General features: G+C 69.2%; 15 protein-coding genes. 11 read left to right on the top strand and 4 right to left on the bottom strand.

Annotation, left to right across the window (positions count from 1 at the left end):
• The first annotated feature begins 384 nt into the window (after positions 1-384).
• The 8 genes from ACIOTO_RS18355 (at position 385) to ACIOTO_RS18320 (ending at position 12,794) form a co-directional block, all read left to right on the top strand.
• A complete protein-coding gene (locus ACIOTO_RS18355) occupies positions 385-1,593 on the top strand; it encodes an MFS transporter (protein ID WP_400858881.1) in 1,209 nt (402 codons plus the stop codon).
• A complete protein-coding gene (locus tag ACIOTO_RS18350) occupies positions 1,590-2,510 on the top strand; it encodes a sugar kinase (RefSeq protein ID WP_400858880.1) in 921 nt (306 codons plus the stop codon). The genes ACIOTO_RS18355 and ACIOTO_RS18350 overlap by 4 nt, the downstream gene beginning before the upstream one ends.
• A gap of 252 nt (positions 2,511-2,762) precedes the next feature.
• On the top strand, positions 2,763-4,646 hold the full coding sequence (locus tag ACIOTO_RS18345) for a metallophosphoesterase family protein (protein ID WP_262002489.1): 1,884 nt from the start codon (positions 2,763-2,765) through the stop codon (positions 4,644-4,646).
• A 38-nt stretch (positions 4,647-4,684) separates the two neighbouring features.
• Positions 4,685-8,815 carry a metallophosphoesterase gene (locus ACIOTO_RS18340; protein ID WP_400858879.1) on the top strand — a complete coding sequence of 1,377 codons (4,131 nt, stop codon included), beginning with the start codon at positions 4,685-4,687 and terminating at the stop codon, positions 8,813-8,815.
• A gap of 118 nt (positions 8,816-8,933) precedes the next feature.
• Entirely contained in the window at positions 8,934-9,692 is a 759-nt protein-coding gene (locus tag ACIOTO_RS18335; protein ID WP_372469264.1) for an alpha/beta fold hydrolase, read from the top strand.
• A complete protein-coding gene (locus tag ACIOTO_RS18330) occupies positions 9,689-10,849 on the top strand; it encodes an acyl-CoA dehydrogenase family protein (RefSeq protein ID WP_400858877.1) in 1,161 nt (386 codons plus the stop codon). Before ACIOTO_RS18335 ends, ACIOTO_RS18330 begins: the two co-directional genes overlap by 4 nt.
• Positions 10,850-10,935: 86 nt before the next feature.
• Positions 10,936-11,403, top strand: a complete 468-nt coding sequence (locus ACIOTO_RS18325; protein WP_029262065.1) for an Lrp/AsnC family transcriptional regulator — start codon at positions 10,936-10,938, stop codon at positions 11,401-11,403.
• The gene (locus ACIOTO_RS18320) at positions 11,400-12,794 is read left to right on the top strand and encodes an aspartate aminotransferase family protein (RefSeq protein WP_400858876.1); all 1,395 of its coding nucleotides are present in this window, start codon (positions 11,400-11,402) and stop codon (positions 12,792-12,794) included. The genes ACIOTO_RS18325 and ACIOTO_RS18320 overlap by 4 nt, the downstream gene beginning before the upstream one ends.
• Before the next feature lie 37 nt (positions 12,795-12,831).
• On the opposite strand, the gene ACIOTO_RS18315 is transcribed toward ACIOTO_RS18320, so the two are convergent.
• Positions 12,832-13,104: a metal-sensitive transcriptional regulator gene (locus ACIOTO_RS18315; RefSeq protein WP_029262067.1), complete on the bottom strand. Its 273-nt coding sequence runs from the start codon at positions 13,102-13,104 to the stop codon at positions 12,832-12,834.
• A gap of 34 nt (positions 13,105-13,138) precedes the next feature.
• Between ACIOTO_RS18315 and ACIOTO_RS18310 the strand changes: the two genes are divergently transcribed.
• Entirely contained in the window at positions 13,139-14,416 is a 1,278-nt protein-coding gene (locus ACIOTO_RS18310) for a DUF445 domain-containing protein (RefSeq protein WP_400858874.1), read from the top strand.
• A 1-nt stretch (position 14,417) separates the two neighbouring features.
• Complete coding sequence (locus ACIOTO_RS18305) at positions 14,418-15,350, top strand: agmatinase family protein (RefSeq protein ID WP_400858872.1); 933 nt, start codon at positions 14,418-14,420, stop codon at positions 15,348-15,350.
• Between the two features lies 1 nt (position 15,351).
• Here the strand turns inward: ACIOTO_RS18305 and hutI are convergent, their stop codons facing one another.
• The 3 genes from hutI to hutH are packed head-to-tail and all read right to left on the bottom strand — an operon-like array spanning position 15,352 to position 19,748.
• Positions 15,352-16,515: an imidazolonepropionase gene (gene hutI, locus ACIOTO_RS18300; RefSeq protein ID WP_400858871.1), complete on the bottom strand. Its 1,164-nt coding sequence runs from the start codon at positions 16,513-16,515 to the stop codon at positions 15,352-15,354.
• Between the two features lie 34 nt (positions 16,516-16,549).
• Positions 16,550-18,214, bottom strand: a complete 1,665-nt coding sequence (hutU, locus tag ACIOTO_RS18295) for a urocanate hydratase (RefSeq protein WP_400858869.1) — start codon at positions 18,212-18,214, stop codon at positions 16,550-16,552.
• Positions 18,207-19,748 carry a histidine ammonia-lyase gene (gene hutH, locus ACIOTO_RS18290; protein WP_400858867.1) on the bottom strand — a complete coding sequence of 514 codons (1,542 nt, stop codon included), beginning with the start codon at positions 19,746-19,748 and terminating at the stop codon, positions 18,207-18,209. The genes hutU and hutH overlap by 8 nt, the downstream gene beginning before the upstream one ends.
• A gap of 52 nt (positions 19,749-19,800) precedes the next feature.
• On the opposite strand from hutH, the gene ACIOTO_RS18285 reads away from it, so the two are divergent.
• On the top strand, positions 19,801-20,607 hold the full coding sequence (locus tag ACIOTO_RS18285) for an IclR family transcriptional regulator (protein ID WP_400858865.1): 807 nt from the start codon (positions 19,801-19,803) through the stop codon (positions 20,605-20,607).
• Positions 20,608-20,781 lie beyond the last annotated feature (174 nt).

Genomic DNA, 20,781 nt, shown 5'->3' with positions numbered 1-20,781 from the left:
GTAACCCCTCAAATCTCTGGCCTGCTTCTCATCAGGCTGTTTCCCGGTAGACCCCCTGCCGGGACTTCAATACTACATATGGGGACCGACATTGGGGGCGACCACAAGGGGTAGTAGTTACATCCGTGTAGTTATCCACCGTTCTCTACAGATACAACACAGGTTCTCCACCGTTTCTTCCACAGGCTGAGGCCCCTTCGCGAGGCTCGCGAACCGCGAGAAATCGCGGCTGGGAAGCCCCTGTGAACGATCCATCCACAGGGGGCACGCTACGCCGCCCCTCAGACATTTCGTTTCCTGTGGAATCGGACTTTCGGCGTGTCGCGGGCGTGTCGCCGCACGGCCTCTTCCACGACCACACTCGAGGCCCGGTACCGTTGTCTGGTGGCGGGATATCGGGACCTTCTTCGCACGCCCGGAGTGGCGCGCATGATCGCGGCTCAGCTGACCGCGCGCTTCCCCAACGGCATGATGTCCCTCGCGATCCTGCTGCACGTCGAGCAGCAGACCGGGTCGTACGGCTCCGCCGGCCTCGTCCTCGCCACGACCAGCGTCGGGCAGGCCGTCGCCGGCCCGATCACGAGTCGATGGATGGGCGTCTGGGGCATGCGACGGGTGATCACCCTCACCCTCTCGGTCTGCGTCGTCACCGTGCTCGGACTCGCCCTGCTGCCGCTCGACGTGCCGGGCTACATGCTGCTCGGGATGGTCGCGGGGCTCTCCACCCCGCCCGTGCAGGCCGCTGTCCGCACGATCTACCCGAAGCTCGTGAACTCCTCGAACCTCACGCCGCTGTTCTCCCTCGACGCCTCGCTGCAGGAGATCATCTGGGTGCTGGCGCCGGTCGTCATCACCCTGGTCTCCACCCAGATCGGGACGGCGGAGGGCCTGCTGCTGGTGGCGATCATCCTCGTCGGCGGCGGCGCCTGGTTCATCCTCTCCCCCGAGGTCGGTCGGGTGCGCATCCCGCGCAGCCGCAATGCGCTGGGCAAGGTCGTCCTCAGACCTCCCGTGCTGCTGGCGACCGTCATCGGCTTCCTGCTGATCGGCGCCTGCTCGGCGGTGGAGGTGGGCGTCGTCGCGACCTTCGAGCACGGCAGTCTCGCGGCCGGACTCGTGCTCGCCGTGTTCTCGGCGGGGAGCCTGGCGGGCGGCCTGGCGTTCGGCCACATCCCGATCGGGCCGTGGGCCATGGCGCGCCGCCTGCTGATCGTCACGATCGGCCTGGGCCTCACGATGGTCATGCTCAACGTGTTCTGGCTGGGCGGCACCCTGATCCTCGCCGGCATCGGCATCGCTCCCGCCCTCGCCGTGCTCTTCGCCATCACCTCGGCCAGCGTGAAGTTCAGCGAGACCGCTGAAGCCTTCGGATGGGCGGGCACCGGGCAGCTGATCGGCGCGGCAGCCGGATCCGCCGTCGCCGGGTTCCTCGTCGATGCGAGCGACTGGCGCGGCGCCTACCTGGCCGCCACGATCTTCGCCGCGGTCGGCCTGCTCGTCTCCATCGTCTTCGTCCGTTCCTTCCCCGACCTGCGTCATCGCGACGCGAGCCCGTATCCCGACACCGAACCCCTGGCGGTCACCCCCTCATGAGCTCCACCTCCTCCCCCGTCTCCGCACCCGAGATCGTCTGCGTCGGCGAGACCATGGCGCTGATCACACCGACCGATGCCGCACTCGCGAAAGCCGGTCACGCGACGATCGGCATCGCCGGGGCGGAGTCGAACGTGTCGGCCGGGGTCGCCGCGACCGGGCACCGCGTGGCGTGGGCATCACGCCTCGGCGCCGATCCGCTCGGCGACCGCATCGCGTCGGAGCTCGAGCGTCGCGGCGTGGAGCTGTGGGTCGAGCGCGACGACACCACCCCGACCGGCGTGATGTTCAAGGATCCGGGCGTCGAGTCCTCCTCCGTCTACTACTACCGCCGAGGCTCCGCGGCCTCTCGCATGGCGGCGGGGTTCCTGACGCCGGAGCGGCTCGACGGCGTGCGCATCGTGCACACCACCGGGATCACGCCCGCGCTCTCCGCATCCTGCCGCGAGATGGTGGACCGGCTCTTCGCCGACGCACGCATGGCCGGTGCGCTGGTGTCCTTCGACGTGAACGACCGCCGCCCCCTGTGGAGCCGGGAGGACGCGGCGGAGGCCCTCGCCCGCCTGGCCGACGCCGCCGACATCACCTTCGTCGGACGCGACGAGGCCGAACGCATCTGGGGAACCGCGACGGCGGCCGAGATCAGGGCCTTCCTGCCGAACTGCGCGCTGCTGATCGTCAAGGACGGCGACATCGGCGCGACCGCGTACGACGGCGACGCCGAGCCGGTGTTCGTCCCCGCTCCGGTGGTCGACGTGGTCGAGCCGGTCGGCGCGGGCGATGCTTTCGCCTCCGGCTTCCTGGCGGCGACCCTCGACGGCGCCGACCTCGCCGCACGCCTCTCCGCGGGTCACGCCGCCGCCGAGAGAGTGCTGCTGATTGCGGCGGACCTGCCGGCTCTGCCGCCGCTCGACTGACACTCGGGATCGCTTCCGGGGAAGACTCTCCCCTTTCACTGAACGCCCGTTCAGAGATCGCCGAGCGGCGTCAAGCGACTGCTCGGTGAACGCTCGTCGCCTTTCGATGAACGACGGATGACGGGTGGCAGGAACCGCCGTTTCGCTACGCCCCGCGCTAGTAGCTTCGCGAATGGCGCCTCCTCCACCCTGTTGCAGCGCGCCATCACCCCTCTCGAATCCCGACGAAAGGTGCTGCCTGCGATGGCGCGCTTGCCACGATCCCTGACCCTGCGGCGCAGTGCCGCGTTCACCGCGGGCGGCCTCGCCGCCGCCGTCGGCCTCACGTTCCTCGGAGGCGGCGTCGCCGTCGCCGCGGGAGGCCTCAACCCGCCTGCCGTCGCCCCCGCGACGGTGTTCGTCCCGTCGGCCGTGCCGGATCGCGTGATCCTCACACCGACCGCGACTCCTGAGACGAGCCAGAGTGTCAGCTGGCGCACGTCCTCGGACGTCACGTCGCCGCAGATGCAGCTCGCCCCTCTGACCGCGACGCCCGTCGACGTGGCTGCGGCGCGCACGATCACCGCCACCACCACCGGCTTCGAGTCGAACTTCGGCTACGAGATCGCCCATCACTCGGCCACGGTCGATGAGTTGAAGGCCGCGACGACGTACCTGTACCGGGTCGGCGACGGCACGACCTGGAGCGAGTGGCTCGAGTTCACCACGGCGGATGACAAGCCAGGCAACTTCAGCTTCCTCGTGCAAGGAGACGCGCAGAACGACAACAAGGCGTTCACCTCGCGCGCCCTCCGCGCCGCGTTCGAGGCCCGCCCGTACGCGCGCACGGTCGTGCACGCCGGTGACCTGATCGACACCGAGACCTCGGATGCCGAATGGGGAGAGTGGCACGAGGCCGCTGCCTTCTCGAACCAGTACCTCAATGTGATCGCCGCCACCGGCAACCACGAGTACTACCCGGGACCGGAGCTCTCGAAGCACTGGGACGCGCAGTTCGAATACCCGGCCAACGGCCCCGAGGGCGCTGACCTGGGCGAGACCGTCTACTCGGTCGACTACCAGGGCGTGCGCTTCATCACGCTCAACAGCACCCAGGCGTTCGACCCCGCGAGCCTGTCGGCGCAGACCGAATGGCTCGAGGGCCAGCTCGCTGAGAACCCGAACACCTGGACCGTCGTGGCCTTCCATCACCCGGTCTTCTCGGTCACGTCCGGCCGCGACAACGCGGTGCTGCGCGAGGCGTGGATGCCGATGTTCGAGAAGTACGGCGTCGACCTCGTCGTCCAGGGCCACGACCACGCCTACGGTCGCGGCAACCTGATCGCCAACGAGAAGAACCTGCCCGCGGGCGCCGACCCGGCGAAGAGCCACACCGGACCGGTGTACCTCGTCTCCGTCGCCGGACCGAAGATGTACATCCCGGACCCGGAGGACGCCAACAACTGGACAGCCAACGACGCGAACCTCCGCGTCGTCGGACGCGACGTGCAGCTGTTCCAGACGGTCGACGTCACCGACGACGAGTTCCACGTCGAGGCCCGCACCGTCGACGGCGCCCTGTTCGACTCCTTCACGATCGAGATGGCGAAGGACGGCAGCAAGCTCGTGAGCGACGACACGGCATGGGCGGCCGGCCCCGGCTCGACGCGTGACGGCCTGCCGGGGGCCACCGACCCGGTCGATCCGGTCGATCCGGTCGACCCGGTCGATCCCGTCGACCCGGTGGACCCCGTCGACCCGGATGGCGTCTCGATCACCCTCTCCACCGCACAGGTGGCTCCCGGCGAGGAGATCGAACTGCAGGCGAAGGGACTCGAGCCCGGCGAACGCGCCTCGATCGAGCTGCACTCGACACCGGTGCAGCTCGCCGTCGCCTCGAGCGACGCCGACGGTGCGCTGGCGGCGACCGTGCGCATCCCCGCCGACACCGCCCCGGGCGAGCACGAGATCGTCGTGACCGGCCTCGGCTCCGACGCCACCGGACGCATCGCGATCATCGTGACCCAGCCGTCCGACGGCGGCGGCTCCCTCGCCGCGACCGGGTGGGCCGGAGGCGGCCTTGCCCTGTTCGGCATCCTCATCACCGCGGCCGGTGCCGCCGTGATCCTCCGCGCCCGTTCCCGCTCCGCCGCGTGACCGGCCCCTTCCTCTCTTCCCGAAAGGCATTGATCTCGATGACCACCCCCTTCACGCGGCGCCGCTCCCCGTGGCGGCTCGCCGCCTGCGCCCTCGCGGGAGCCGTGCTCCTGTCGGGCGGGGTCCTCGCCGCTCCTGCGCCCAGCGCGCAGGCCGCCGAGGACACCCCCTCCCGCTGGGAGCCCTCCGCGATCCCTGACCGGATCGTCCTCACTCCCGCAGCCGACGCCACCACGCAGCAGAGTGTGACCTGGCGCACCTCGGCGACCACCGACCGCGGACTCGTGCAGTACCGCACCATGACGCCGGCCCCCTACCCGGGTGGCGTGCTCGAGGCGGAAGCCGCGCAGACCGAGGTCACCACCGACATCGGCTACACCCAGAACATGCACACCGCCACGATCACGGGCCTGCAGCCCGGTGTCGAGTACATGTACCGCGTGGGCGACGGGACGAACTTCTCGGAGTGGCAGGACTTCGCCACAGCCAGCGCGACCGACAAGACGACCTCGTTCATCTTCCTCGGCGACATCCAGAACGGCATCCTGAGCGACGGCTCGCGCGTGCTGCGCAACGCCTTCCGCGACCGGCCGAACGCGGATGCCGTGGTGCAGATCGGCGACCTCGTCAACGATGCGAACTCGGACCAGGAGTGGGGCGAGCTGTTCGACGCCTTCTCCTACTCACTGGGCACGCAGAACCTCATCACGACGCCCGGCAACCACGAGTACGACGGCGGCCTGTCCCGCACCTGGCGCGCACAGCTCCCTTACCCGGACAACGGTCCGGGCGGCGAGGGCGACATCTACGACGAGCTCGCCGGCACGGTGTACTTCACCGACCGTGAGGGGGTGCGCTTCATCTCCCTCAACAGCAACATCTCGTCCGAGGAGGGCCTGCGCGTCCAAGCCGAGTGGCTCGAAGGGGTGCTCGCAGACAACGCGAACGAGTGGACCGTCGTGCTGTTCCACCACCCCGTGTACTCCCTCGACGAGGGCCGCAACAACCTCGGCATCCGCACCGTCTGGGGCTCCCTCCTGGAGAAGTACAACGTCGACCTGGTGCTCCAGGGCCACGACCACGCCTACGGCCGGGGCAACACACTCGCCGCGGAGGAGAACCTCCCGGCGGGCGCCGACCCGAAGAAGAGCGCGACCGGACCCGTCTACGTCGGCTCGAGCGCGAGCGTGAAGCTGTACGAATACGGGCCGCGCCTGTGGAAGGAGAACGGCGCGCACCTGCGTCGCCTCGACGGCGGCAAGCAGTTCTATCAATTGGTTGACGTCACCGAGGGCACGCTGCGCTACGAGTCCCGCACGGCCGATGGCGAGTTCTTCGACGGCGTGACCATCAAGAAGGACGAGAAGGGCAAGCTCGTCACCGACGGGGTCGATCCGCAGGAGATCCCGACCGGTCCCGTGCAGCCGTGCCTCGGCTGCGGCGGCAACCCCGACCCCGGTGAGGTCGCGCCCGACGTGCCGACCGGCGAGGTCGACTACGAGGTCACCGGGAACCTGGCGTCGGTGGATCGTTCGAAGGCGAGCCTGCCCGCGGGCATGGCCTACTCCGAATCGCGCGACCTGCTGTACCTGGGCGACCAGAACAGCCGGAAGATCTTCGAGATCGACCCCGACACCGACAAGGTCCTGGGCGAGATGACACTGCCGGAGAACATCCGCGACATCGGCATCGACGACGAGAAGAACCTCCTCTACGTCGGACAGCAGAACCGCAACTGGCTCGTCGTGTCCATCGCCCCCGACACCTTCGGACAGGTCGTCCGAGGACCGTTCCCCACGATCGAGTCCAACCGCTCGATCGACGTCGACCCGAAACTCGGACACGTCTACGTCGCCGTCCCCTCCCGCGGCATCGAAGTCCTCGACGCCGAGACCGGGGCCTCCCTCGGAGTCATCAACGGCACCGCAGACGCCTACTACGTCGCCGCCGACCCCACCACCGGCACCGTCGTCAGCACCAAGTTCCACGACCTCACGAATGTCGTGAACGTCGAGGCCTTCGACGCCGACAACGGCTTCAAGAAGCTGTGGGCCAAGGCGACCCGCGCGAATCCGCGTCAGCTCGACATCGACTCCACCAATGGCCTGCTCTACATCGGCTACACCGGCACGGGCAAGGGCGCGGGCGGATTCTCGGTGCACGATCTCACCTCTGGGAAGGCGCTCGGCGACTTCGCGGATCCGAAGTACGGCAAGGACGGCTACGGCATCACAGTCGACGAGGAGCACCAGCGCGTGTTCGTCTCCAACCGCGACTTCCGCCTCAACCCGCCGGGAGAGGAACTCACCTCGGCCGCCGTCACCGTCAGCGAACGGGTGCTTCCGGAGACGCTGAGCTACGAATCGGCGGGGCACCTGGCGTCGGTGGATCGTTCGAAGGCGAGCCTGCCCGCGGGCATGGCCTACTCCGAGTCCCGCGACCTGCTGTACCTGGGCGACCAGAACAGCCGGAAGATCTTCGAGATCGACCCCGACACCGACAAGGTCCTGGGCGAGATGACACTGCCGGAGAACATCCGCGACATCGGCATCGACGACGAGAAGAACCTCCTCTACGTCGGACAGCAGAACCGCAACTGGCTCGTCGTGTCCATCGCCCCCGACACCTTCGGACAAGTCGTCCGAGGACCCTTCCCCACCATCGAGTCCAACCGCTCGATCGACGTCGACCCGAAACTCGGACACGTCTACGTCGCCGTCCCCTCCCGCGGCATCGAAGTCCTCGACGCCGAGACCGGGGCCTCCCTCGGAGTCATCAACGGCACCGCAGACGCCTACTACGTCGCCGCCGACCCCACCACCGGCACCGTCATCAGCACCAAGTTCCACGACCTCACGGACGTGATCAACCTGGAGGCCTTCGACGCGTCGAACGGGTTCGCGAAGCTCTGGGAACGCACGAGCAGGGCCAACCCCCGTCAGGTCGACATCGACTCGACGAACGGCCTGCTCTACGTCGGCTACACCGGCACGACGGCCGACCGCGGCGGATTCTCCGTGCATGACCTGGCGACAGGTGCACTGCTCGGCGACTTCGCCGGGGCGAAGTACGGCAAGGACGGCTACGGCATCACAGTCGACGAGGAGCACCAGCGCGTGTTCGTCTCCAACCGCGACTTCCGCCTCAACCCGCCAGGAGAGGAACTCACCTCGGCCGCCGTGACCGTCAGCATCCGCACGGTCGATCCCACGGACCCGACCGATCCGACGGATCCCACGGACCCGACCGATCCCACCGATCCGACGGATCCCACGGACCCGACCGATCCCACGGATCCGACCGACCCGGAGACCCCGGAGTTCACGGCCCGTTCGCTGACCGTGATCCCCTCGGCGACCGACGTCCCCGAGTCGGATGATCGACCGGTCGGATCGGCCGTCGACAGTCGTACCGGGAACCTCTTCGTCGGCAACGAGATGCGCCCGGCGCGCGTCTGGGAGATCGACCCGGAGACGGACGCCCTGGTGCGCACGCTCGACGTGCCGGCCCCCACCGCGGCAGACGAGGGTGTGCGAGACGTCGCGCTCGACGAGTCGACGGGTGAGCTGTACGTCGCCTACTCGAACCAGTGGCTCGTGATGGACGCGGCCAGCGGCGACCTGAAGCGCGGTCCGTACGCGTTCACGGCGAACGTGCGCGGCATCGACGTCGACCCCGAGGCGGGCCTGGTGTTCGGAGCCACGCGCGGGTCGGGTGTAGAGATCATGGATGCCGCGACGGGGGCGCCGATCACCGTGACACCGGCGGGCGCGTCGCCCTGGCGTTCGCATGGCGTCGCCTGGGACGGGGTGAACGACCGCCTCTACGTCGGCACGGCGGACGCCGAGGGCTCGACCGACGGTGTGCGGGTGTTCGCGGGCGCAACGTGGGAGCTCGTCGGGACCATCCCGATGGCGAACGCCGACCTGCGCTCGCTGGCTGTGGACACCGCGAGCGGATGGCTCATCGCCGGACACCAGTCGGCAACCTTCGATGCGAGCGGGGTGTCGGTCTACTCGACCGACGACCTCTCGCTGGTCGCCCGTCTGAGCGCTCATGCCTACGGCAACAAGGTCTACGGCGTCTCGGTGAACCCCACCGACGGCGAGATCTACGTGTCGGCGCGTGACCGGTTCCCCTCGGGCCTGATCGCGATCAGCACCGACTGACCGGACCGACCGGCAGAGGGGATGCATCCGCCCGGGTGCATCCCCTCTGTGCTGCTCGGGTCGGAGCTGCTCGGGCGCTTCCGGAGACGGACATCTCTCCCGGTCGTAGGCTGGTGCCATGCCTGCACCGCTCACGCTGCCCCGCCTCGCCTGGGGTTCTCCGTCGGCCTCGCGGCGGGCGCTTCTGGTCCACGGTCTCGGCTCTTCGGGCGCGCTGATGTGGCGCCTGGGTGACGCTCTCGCCGACGCCGGATGGCATGCCACGGCCGTCGATCTCCGGGGTCACGGCGACGCCCCGCGCTCCCTCGACTACTCCGTCGCCGCCTACGGTGCCGACCTCGCCGCCACTCATCCGGAGGACGGCGGATCCTGGGACGCGGTCATCGGCCACTCCCTCGGTGGCGCGGCGAGCACGGTCGCGGCGGCATCCTCCCCCGGCTGGACGCGACGCCTCGTGCTCATCGATCCCGCGATCCATGTCGACGGACGCGACGCGGCCATCGTCCGCCGGAGCCAGGAGCGCGCCTTCGCCGACACCCGGCTCGAGGTCGTGCAGCAGGAGCACCCGCACTGGCATCCGCAGGACCAGGAGCTCAAAGTCGACGCCGTCCTGCGCGCCAGCGCCTGGGCGGTGGAGCAGACCAGCGTCCAGAACCAGCCGTGGGATGTGCGTGCCGACGCCGCGCGCCTCACCGTGCCGACACACGTGATCGGTGCGGATCCCGCGGTCTACAGCATCTTCACCGGCGACCTCGCCGCGGAAGTCCTCGCCGCGAATCCGCTGATCACCCTGTCCGTCGTCGAGGGTGCAGGACATTCGCTGCACCGTGATCGCCCGGACGAATCCGTCCGTCAGCTTCTGGAGGCACTCGCATGAGCACGTTCGATCCCACAGCCTTCCTGCCCGACGACCTTCTCGAACGCATCAGGGAGCGCGCGCCGATCCACGACCGCGAGAACACCTTCCCCCGGCAGGACCTCGACGAGCTGCGCGCCGCCGGCTACCTGTCGATCCTGGTGCCCACCGAACGCGGCGGGGCGGGCCTCGGTCTCGCCGAGGCCGCGCTCCTGCAGCAGCGACTGGCGGGCGCCGCTCCGGCGACGGCGCTGGCCATCAACATGCACCTGGTGTGGACCGGGGTGGCGAAGGTGTTCTCCGACCGCGGCGTTCCGGGCCTCGAGTTCGTGCAGGACGGCGCGGTCGCCGGCGAGGTCTTCGCCTTCGGCATCAGCGAGGGCGGCAACGACCTGGTCCTGTTCGGCAGCGACACCGCCGCCGTGCCCGACGGGAGCGGTGGCTACGCCTTCACCGGCACGAAGATCTTCACGTCTCTCGCCCCGGTGTGGACGCGGCTCGGACTGCACGGCCTCGACACCACGAGCCCCGACGCGCCGAAGCTGGTGTTCGCGTTCGTGGAGCGGACGGATGCCGTCACCACCTCCGATGACTGGGACACCCTGGGCATGCGCGGAACGCAGAGCCGCACCACGCGGCTGAACGGTGCAGTGGCGGATGCCGCGCACGTGGTGCGCCGCATCGATCCCGGTCCCAGCCCCGACCCGATCGTGTTCGGCATCTTCTCGGTGTTCGAGATCCTCCTGGCCTCGGTGTACACCGGCATCGCCCGGCGCGCACTCGAGCTGGCGATCGCCACCGCGCAGAAGCGGCACTCGAAGAAGACCGGGCTGGCATACAGCCAGGACCCCGACATCCGCTGGCGCATCGCCGACATGGGGCTCGCGTACGACGCGCTGCCTCCGCAGATCGCGGCGCTCGCCCGCGACGTCGACGATCGTGTCGACAACGGGGTGCGCTGGTTCCCGCTGCTCTCGGGCGTCAAGCACCGCGCGATCACGATGGCCAAGCACGTCGTCGACGAGGCGATGCTCGTGGCGGGTGGTGGCTCCTACTTCTCGGCGAACGAGCTGTCCCGGCTGTATCGCGACGTGCTGGCGGGTGCCTTCCACCCCTCCGACCCCGAATCCGCGCATTCCACTGCGGCGAGCGCACTGCTGGGTCCGATCGAGTCCTGAGCGCATTCCCGCCGGTTCCGTCGATGAAGCACGTCGCGACCGCGGAATCGGTTGCCTGACGCGGTGACGAGTGCGAAGATCGCACCATGGGTCCGGTGAAGAAGAATCCCACACTCGACGCGATCTCCAAGACGATCATCGAGCTGCTCCAGGAAGACGGACGCCGCTCGTATTCCGACATCGGTCGTGTGGTCGGCCTGAGCGAGGCCGCCGTACGGCAGCGCGTGCAGCGGCTGACGGAGTCCGGGGTGATGCAGATCGTCGCGGTCACCGATCCGATGCAGCTCGGCTTTCCCCGGCAGGCGATGATCGGCATCCGCGTGTCGGGAGATACACGACACGTCGCCGAGGCCGTGGCGGCGATCGATGCCGTCGACTACGTCGTCATCACGGTCGGCTCCTTCGACGTCCTCGCAGAGGTGGTCTGTGAGGACGACGACGACCTGCTGTCTCTGATCAACGACGTCATCCGCCCGATCGACGGCGTCCTCTCCACCGAGACCTTCATCTACGCGAAGCTGCAGAAGCAGCTCTACAACTGGGGGACCAGATGAACACCGCACGCACCATCCCGTCGGAGTCCGCGCTGCAGACGATGGCGAAGGACCATCTCTGGATGCACTTCGCCCGGCAGTCCACGATGACCGCGTCCGGTGTCCCGATCATCGTCAAAGGCGACGGCCATCGGATCTGGGACGCGAAGGGCAAGGAGTACTTCGACGGCCTCGCCGGCCTGTTCGTGGTGAACGCCGGGCACGGTCGGCGAAGGCTGGCCGAGGCGGCCGCCGCGCAGGCATCCGAGCTGGCGTTCTTCCCGCTGTGGTCGTATGCACATCCGGCGGCGATCGAGCTGGCCGACCGTCTCGCGGACGAGGCTCCGGGCGACCTCAACCGAGTCTTCTTCTCCACGGGCGGCGGCGAGGCCGTCGAGACCGCGTTCAAGCTCGCGAAGCACTACTGGAAGCTGCAGGGGAAGCCCGCCAAGCACAAGGTGATCTCCCGGGCGGTCGCGTACCACGGCACCCCGCAGGGAGCGCTGGCGATCACCGGCATCCCGGCGATGAAGTCGATGTTCGAGCCGGTCACCCCTGGCGGCTTCCGCGTGCCGAACACCAACTTCTACCGCGCGGCCGAGATGGGCGCGCCCGCCGACGACCTCGAGGCCTTCGGACGCTGGGCGGCAGACCGCATCGAGGAGATGATCCTGTTCGAGGGCGCCGACACGGTCGCCGCGGTGTTCCTCGAGCCGGTGCAGAACTCCGGCGGCTGCTTCCCACCGGCTCCCGGGTACTTCGCGCGCGTGCGCGAGATCTGCGACCGCCATGACGTGCTCCTCGTGTCGGACGAGGTCATCTGCGCCTTCGGGCGCCTCGGCCACACGTTCGCCTGCACGGGCCTCGGCTACGTGCCCGACATGATCACCTGCGCCAAGGGCATGACGAGCGGATACTCCCCCATCGGTGCGACGATCGTCAGCGACCGCATCTACGAGCCGTTCTCGAAGGGAGACGTCTCGTTCCCGCACGGTTACACGTTCGGCGGTCACCCCGTCTCCGCAGCAGTCGCCCTGGAGAACCTCGACATCTTCGACGAGGAGGGACTCAACGCGAATGTCCGCGAGAACTCTCCGCTCTTCCGCGCCGAGCTCGAGAAGCTGCTCGACCTGCCCATGGTCGGTGACGTGCGCGGGGACGGGTACTTCTTCGGCATCGAGCTCGTGAAGGACAAGGCCACCAAGGAGACCTTCGACGGCGCCGAGTCCGAGCGGCTGCTGCGTGGGTTCCTCTCCCCCGCGCTGTTCGAGGCGGGACTGTACTGTCGCGCCGACGATCGCGGCGACCCCGTCATCCAGCTCGCGCCACCGCTCACCGTCGGGCCGGCCGAGTTCCGCGAGATCGAGCAGATCCTCCGTGACGTGCTGACGCGCGCGCAGTCGGTGCTCTAGGCGTCGAGTCCGTCGCAGGTGGGCGGACGAGAACCGGCTACTTGGAGTCGAAGTCGAAGGCTTTGAGCAGCTCGACCACGGCCTTGTCGCGTTCGTCTCCACCGGCATCGAACATGTGGGTGACGTGCGTGCGGAGGTGGTTCTCGAGCAGCAGCCGGTTCAGCGACTCGAGGGAACGCTGGATCGCACGCGACTGCGTGATGATGTCCATGCAGTACTCCTCGTTCTCGATCATCCGCGCGACGCCGCGCATCTGCCCCTCGAGGATGCTGGTGCGGTGCAGGGCGCGCTTCTTGATGTCTTCGATCACGTCTCGAGGCTACCGCCCGTGAAAGGATGACGTCATGCCGCGAACACCGATGACGCAGCTCTCGCCCGCTGACCAGGAACGCCTGCGCGCGCTCGGCCGGATGAAGGCCGTCGCCCTCGGAGCGCTGGTGTTCATGGCCGTCGTGTTCGTGTTCGCCTTCGCCTTCCAGCAGCGGTTCGACTGGCTCGCCTATGTCCGTGCCGCGGCGGAGGGCGGCATGGTGGGCGCGCTCGCGGACTGGTTCGCCGTGACCGCGCTGTTCCGCCGCCCGCTGGGACTGCCGATCCCGCACACCGCGATCATCCCGAGCCGCAAGGACGAGATCGGCCGGAGCCTCGGCGAGTTCGTCGAGACGAACTTCCTGGCGGGCGATGTCGTGCGCACCAAGCTGTCGAGCACGCGGATCGCCCTCCGTGCCGGCGAATGGCTGCGTGAGGCTCCGCACGCCGAGCGCGTCGGCGCCGAGGGGGCGACCATCGCGACGGCGGTGCTCAACGCGCTGAGCGACGACGACGTGCGCGACCTCATCACCGACCTCGCGCGCGAGCACCTCGTCGCTCCGGAGTGGGGCCCTCCCGCGGGCGCGTGGCTCGAGAAGATCGTCGAGGCCGACGCACATCACGGCGCCGTCGATCTCGCGGTCGACAGCATCGGACGCTGGCTCGAGGCCAATGCCGAGTCCTTCTCGGGCCTCGTCTCGCGGCGCCTTCCCGGCTGGGTCCCGAAGCTCGCCCATCGATTCGTCGACGACACCGTCTACAACGAGGCGATCAAGTTCGTCCACGCTGTGCAGGCCGACCCGCGGCACCCGGCCCGCATCGCCGTCGACGGCTACCTCGGCCGCCTCGCCGACAACCTGCAGAACGACCCCGCCACCCGCGCCAAGCTCGAGAACGCGAAGGCGTCACTGTTCGACAGCCCCCGGGTCGGTGCCCTGGCCGCCGAGGCGTGGAACACCGCGAAGAACGGGTTGCTCGCCGCTCTCGCCGACCCCGAGAGCGGTCTGCGCCGACGCGCGGTGCAGGCGCTGCAGGAGGTCGGCGAACGCCTGACGACGGATGCCGCGCTGCAGAACCGCGTGGACACCTGGGTGTCCGATGCCGCCGTCTTCCTCGTCGACCGCTACCGCCACGACATCGCGTCGATCATCACCGACACCGTCGAGCGCTGGGACCCGGCCGAGACCACGGAGAAGATCGAGCTCATGGTCGGACGCGACCTGCAGTACATCCGACTGAACGGCACGTTCGTCGGCGCCCTCGCCGGCCTCGCCATCTTCACGATCGCCCACGCCCTGATCCCCGGAGTCTGACATGGCACCCGCATCCCGACAGCTGAGTCACGACCCGCTCTGGCGGCGCGCCGGATCCTGGCCCGCCTTCAGCGGTGCAGCCGATGCCGTGCTGCTCGGCGTACCGACCTGGCGCACGTCGCTGTCGCCGACAGGTGCGCACGCGACACCGACCGCGATCCGCGAGGCCCTCCCGCGATACGGAACCGCCCTGATGGGTCCGCCCGTGGTCGAGCTCGATGACGTGCTGCGCATCGCCGACGCCGGCGACGTGACCGATCCCGACGGATCCGCCGGCGAGGCGAGGGTCATCTCCCGCGTACGAGAGCTCACCGGTGCCACAGAACTCGTGATCGCACTCGGCGGCGACAACTCGCTCACCTACCCTGTCGCCCTCGGCGCCGAGGCGACAGGGCTGATCACCTTCGACGCGCACTTCGACCTTCGTGACGGGATCTCCAACGGCACGCCGGTGCGCCGCCTCGTCGAAGACGTGCCTGCCGCGTCGTCGCTCGGCACCGCGCGCATCGATCCGTCCAGGATCGTTCAGATCGGCATCGCCGACTTCGCGAACTCCGCCGCCTACGCGCAGCGTGCCGCTGAGTGGGGCATCCGGGTGATCACCCTCGACGAGCTGCGCCGTCGCGGCGTCGACGACGTGGTCGCGGAGGCCCTGGAGATCGCGGGCGCCGGTGAGGACTCCCGCGTGCACCTCGACATCGACGTGGACGTGTGCGACCGCTCGGTCGCACCGGGTTGCCCCGCGAGTGTGCCGGGCGGGCTCCAGGCATGGGAGCTGCGCGCGCTCACCCGTGCCGTGGCCGCGGATCCCCGCGTCGTGAGCGCCGACATCGCCGAGGTCGACGCGACGGCCGATGCCGAGGATGCCCGCACGGTCCGGCTCGCGGCGCTGTGCGTGCTCGAACTGCTCGCCGGTCTCGCCGCCCGTCGGTGACTCACACGACGGTCGTGCCGTCCTTCCACACCTGACGCACCAGGGGCACGCCCGGGCGGTACGCGAGATGCACGCGGGTGGGGGCATCGAGCAGCACGAGGTCGGCGCGGGCTCCGGGGGCGATGATCCCGACGTCGTCGCGCCGCAGCGCACGGGCGCCCCCTGCGGTCGCCGCCCAGACGGCTTCGGCCGGAGTCATGCCCATGTCGCGCACAGCGATCGCGATGCAGAACGGCATCGACGAGGTGAAGCTCGATCCCGGATTAGTGTCGCACGCGAGGGCCACGGTGACGCCGGCATCGATCAGGCGCCGCGCGTCGGGGTACGGCTGCCTGGTCGAGAACTCGACTCCCGGAAGCAGGGTCAGCACGGTGGAGCTCTGAGCGAGTGCGTCGACGTCGGCCTCGGTGAGATACGTGCCGTGGTCGATGGACGCTGCGCCCAGATCGACCGCGAGGCGCACGCCGTCGCCCGGTCCGAGCTGGCTCGCATGGACGCGAGGCGCGAGTCCGCGCGCGATCCCCGCCTCGAGCACTCGCCGTGATTGCGCCACGGTGAATGCGCCGGTCTCGCAGAACACGTCGATCCACTTCGCGTGCGGTGCGCAGGCGTCGAGCATGGGCCCCGTGACCAGGTCCACGTACTCATCCGGGCGGTCGGCGTACTCCGCGGGAACGACGTGCGCGCCGAGGAAGGTCACCTCCGATGTGACCTCCGCCGCCAGACGCACGAGCCGTTCCTCGTCGGCGACACTCAGCCCGTAGCCGCTCTTGACCTCGACGGTGGTCGTCCCCTGCGCGAGCATCTCGGCGAGGAACCCGCGGAGTCGCGCGCGCAGCTCCTCGTCACTCGCTGCCCGGGTGGCGGCGACGGTGGAGCGGATGCCGCCGGCCGCGTACTTCTGCCCCGCCATGCGCGCCTCGAACTCCGCCGCGCGGTCGCCCGCGAACACCAGGTGGCTGTGGCTGTCGACGAATCCGGGGATCACGGCCCGGCCGCCGGCATCCACCGTCTCGTCGGACGCCGGTGCGTCCGCGGCCGCGCCGAGCCAGGCGATGCGGTCGTCCTCCATCAGGACGGCCGCATCGCTCAGCGTTCCGCAGGGGTCGCCATCGGCGGCGATATTGGTGGTGAGTTCTGCGATGTTGGTCAGCAGCGTGCGCATCGCCGTTCCTCCCGTTCGAGATCCTTCGAGGGTGTCAGAGCATCGGGATGTTCAGGCCGCGCTCGCGCGCGACCTCGCGGGCGCGCTCATACCCGGCATCCACGTGGCGCATCACACCGGTGCCCGGGTCGTTGGTGAGCACCCGTTCGAGCTTCTCCGCGGCGAGGGCCGAGCCGTCGGCGACGGTCACCTGACCCGCGTGGATCGAGCGGCCGATGCCGACACCGCCTCCATGATGCAGCGATACCCAGGAGGCACCGGATGCCGTGTTCAGCAGCGCGTTCAGCAGGGGCCAGTCGGCGATGGCATCGGAGCCGTCCTTCATGGCCTCGGTCTCGCGGTACGGCGAGGCGACCGAGCCCGAGTCCAGGTGGTCCCGTCCGATCACGATCGGCGCCGAGAGTTCGCCCGACGCGACCATCTCGTTGAACTTGAGCCCCGCGAGGTGCCGCTCCTTGTAGCCGAGCCAGCAGATGCGTGCGGGAAGGCCCTCGAAGTGCACTTTCTCCGCGGCCTTCTCCAGCCAGCGGTGCAGGGCCGCGTCCTCGGGGAAGAGTTCGGCGATGGCGCGATCGGTCTTGTAGATGTCCTCGGGGTCTCCGGAGAGAGCCGCCCAGCGGAACGGGCCGCGCCCCTCTTCGAACTGCGGACGGATGTAGGCGGGCACGAATCCGGGGAAGGCGAAGGCCCGGTCGTAGCCACCGAGCTGCGCCTCGGCTCTGATCGAGTTGCCGTAGTCGAACACGGCAGCTCCCGCGTCCTGGAACGCGACCATCGCCTCGACATGTGCCGCCATGGATTCGCGCGACCGGCGAGTGAACTCCTCGGCGTCGCGCTCGGCTTCGGCCTTCCACTCCTCGACGCCGATCCCGATCGGGAGGTACGCGAGCGGATCGTGCGCGCTGGTCTGATCGGTCACGATGTCGATCGGCACGCCACGGCGCCGCAGTTCGGGGAAGACCTCGGCCGCGTTCCCGACGACACCGACCGAGAGCGCCTCACCGGCCTCCTTCGCGGCGATGACCCGTGCGACAGCCGCGTCGAGGTCGGTCGTGTACTCGTCGAGATAGCCGTGGTCCACCCGCCGAGCGAGACGTGACTCGTCGACGTCGACGATCAGCACCGCGCCGTCGTTCATGGTGACCGCCAGGGGCTGGGCCCCGCCCATGCCACCGGCACCGCCGGTGAGGGTGAGGGTGCCTCGCAGGGAATCCCGACCGAGGGAGCGTGCCACTGCGGCGAACGTCTCGTAGGTCCCCTGCAGAATGCCCTGCGTACCGATGTAGATCCAGGAGCCGGCGGTCATCTGCCCGTACATGATGAGGCCGAGTTCCTCGAGACGGCGGAACTCCGGCCAGTTCGCCCAGTCCCCCACCAGGTTCGAGTTGGCGATGAGCACGCGCGGCGCCCACTCGTGGGTGCGGAAGACACCGACCGGCTTGCCCGACTGCACGAGCAGCGTCTCGTCGGGTTCGAGCTCGTCGAGAGTGCGCACGATCGCGTCGTACGCCTCCCAGCTGCGGGCGGCCTTGCCCGTCCCGCCGTACACGACGAGGTCCTCGGGGTGCTCGGCCACTTCGGGGTCGAGGTTGTTCATCAGCATGCGCTTGGCGGCTTCAGCGCCCCAGCTCTTCGCGGTGCGTGTGTTTCCGCGCGCAGCGCGGACGGCACGCGGCCCAGCGGTCGTGTTCTCAGCCATCGATGTGCTCCTTTGCGATGCGGGCGACGTCGCCCGACTGGACGAGGGCGGTGACCGCTTCCATCTCCGGGGAGAGGAAGCGGTCGGGGCCGGGGCCGGCGGCGACCGTGCGAACCAGGTCGCGTACGGCGCCGGTCGCGGGTCCTGCCTGCAGCGGGGCGCGCAGATCGAGGGCGCGAGCGCCGGTGAGGATCTCGATCGCGAGCACGCGGCCGAGGCCGTCGATCGCACGGCGCAGCTTGCGCGCGGCGGCCCACCCCATCGAGACGTGGTCCTCCTGCATGGCGGACGATGGGATCGAATCGACGGATGCCGGCACCGCCAGGCGCTTCAGCTCGGAGACGATGCCCGCGGCTGCGTACTGCGCGATCATGAGGCCCGAGTCGACGCCCACCTCGTCGGCGAGGAACGGAGGGAGGCCGTGACTGCGTGCCGGATCCAGCGCGCGGTCGGTCCGGCGCTCCGACACCGACGCGATGTCGGCGACCGAGATGGCCAGGAAGTCGAGGACGGCAGCCACCGGGGCGCCGTGGAAGTTGCCGTTGGACTCGATGCGTCCGTCCACGGTGATGACCGGGTTGTCGATGACGCTGGCAAGCTCGCGGCCGGCGATCATCGCTGCGTGCGCGAGCGTGTCGCGGGCCGCACCGTGGACCTGGGGTGAGCAACGCAGCGAATAGGCGTCCTGCACGCGCCCGTCCTCGGGCCCCTTGTGGCTGGCGACCATCGGGGAGTCCGTCAGCAGCGCCCGAAGGTTACCGGCGGATGCGGTCTGCCCCGTCTGCGGGCGCAGGGCCATGAGGTCGGCGGCGAAGACCGCGTCGGTACCGAGCTGCGACTCCACCGACATCGCCGCAGCCACGTCGGCAGTGAGCAAGAGCATCTCGAGGTCGTGCAGGGCAAGCACCAGCATGCCGAGCATGCCGTCGGTGCCGTTGATGAGGGCGAGACCCTCCTTCTCGACGAGCACGAGCGGTACGATCCCCGCCGTCGCGAGCGCTTCGGACGCGGGGACGAGAGCACCCGATGCGTCGCGGACCTCACCTTCCCCCATCGCGGCGAGGGCGATGTGCGCGAGGGGCGCGAGGTCGCCGGAGCACCCGAGCGAGCCGTACTCACGCACGACGGGGGTGATCCCGGAGTTCAACATGGCCGCATAGGTCTCGACGACGACGGGGCGCACGCCCGTGCGCCCCGAGCTCAGGGTCTGCAGGCGGAGGAGTTGCAGTCCCCGGACGACCTCGCGCTCGACCTCGGCGCCGGTGCCTGCGGCGTGAGAACGGATCAGGCTGGCCTGCAGCTGCAGGCGCCGGTCGGGCGCGATGAACGTGGTCGCGAGGGCGCCGAATCCCGTCGAGACTCCGTAGTGCGGATGCGGGTCTGCGGCGAGGCCGTCGATCACGCGACGGGTCTCTGCGACGCGGCCGAGAGCATCCGCGTCGATCTGCACGGGGACATCGTGGCGGGCGACGGCGACGACTTCGGCAGGAGACAGCGGGGCCGCTCCGACGAGCACGGGGGCAAGTTCGGTCATGGTTCGATTCCACACCCGACGTGTCGTCAGCGGCACCCGTTCGTGCGATGCTTTGTCTGTGATCCCAGACAATCCTGATGCGGCGAAGGCGCCCAACGCGGCGCTGGCACCCGCCTCGCAAGTACCTGCTGCGGAGAACACGCTCCGCATCCTGAGTTTTCTCGCCGGTCGGCCCGCTCCGGTGGCGGCGTCGGCGATCGCGCGCGAGCTCGAACTGCCGCGGTCGACGGTCTACCACCTCCTCACCACGCTGGCCGCTCACGGATTCGTGCTTCACCTGCGCGAGGAGCGACGGTGGGGCCTGGGAACGTCAGCGTTCGAACTCGCCGGCGGGTATGCGCGCCAGCAGCCACTTGCGCGGAGAGGCCGACCGCTCGTGGCCGCGCTCTCCGACCGACTGGGCGAAAGCGCGCACCTTGCGGTGATGAGCGGGGGCGATGTGCTCTACATCGTCGAGGAGCGGGCACCACGTCGGCCCGCTCTCGTCACAGATGTCGGTGTACGGCTCCCCGCGCACCTCACCGCGTCGGGGCGAGCGATGCTCGCTGCTCTCCCCCGTGAGCAGGTGCGTGCCCTGTACCCGGATCTGTCGGCATTCCCCGACCGCACGGGACTCGGGCCGCGCACGCCGCGGGAGCTGCGGGAGCTGCTCCGCGAGGTGCGCTCACGAGGGTACGCGACAGAGAACAGCGAGATCGCGGACGGACTGCGCAGCGTGGGCGCCGCAGTTCTCGACGCCGCCGGGTGGCCGGTGGCCGCCGTGGCTGTGACGTGGGGACGAGCGGATCTGGACGAGAACCTTCTGGCCGCAGCTGTACAGGAGTGCGCAGCCATGCTCGAGGCTCGTCTGAAGCGGTGAAGCAACGACCTCGCGGCGCGGGTTAACGCAGAAGAGCCACCCCGCGAGGGATGGCTCTTCTGTTCTTCTCCAGCACAATGCAAAATGGCCACCCATCGATGGGTGGCCATTTTGTCTAAAAGGAGTCCGGCGGTGTCCTACTCTCCCACAGGGTCCCCCCTGCAGTACCATCGG

The sequence above is a fragment of the Microbacterium sp. NPDC087592 genome (genome assembly GCF_044743585.1).
GTDB lineage: Bacteria > Actinomycetota > Actinomycetes > Actinomycetales > Microbacteriaceae > Microbacterium.
The sequence above is the reverse complement of the archived record's forward strand: the minus strand, read 5'-3'. Positions and strand labels throughout refer to the sequence as shown.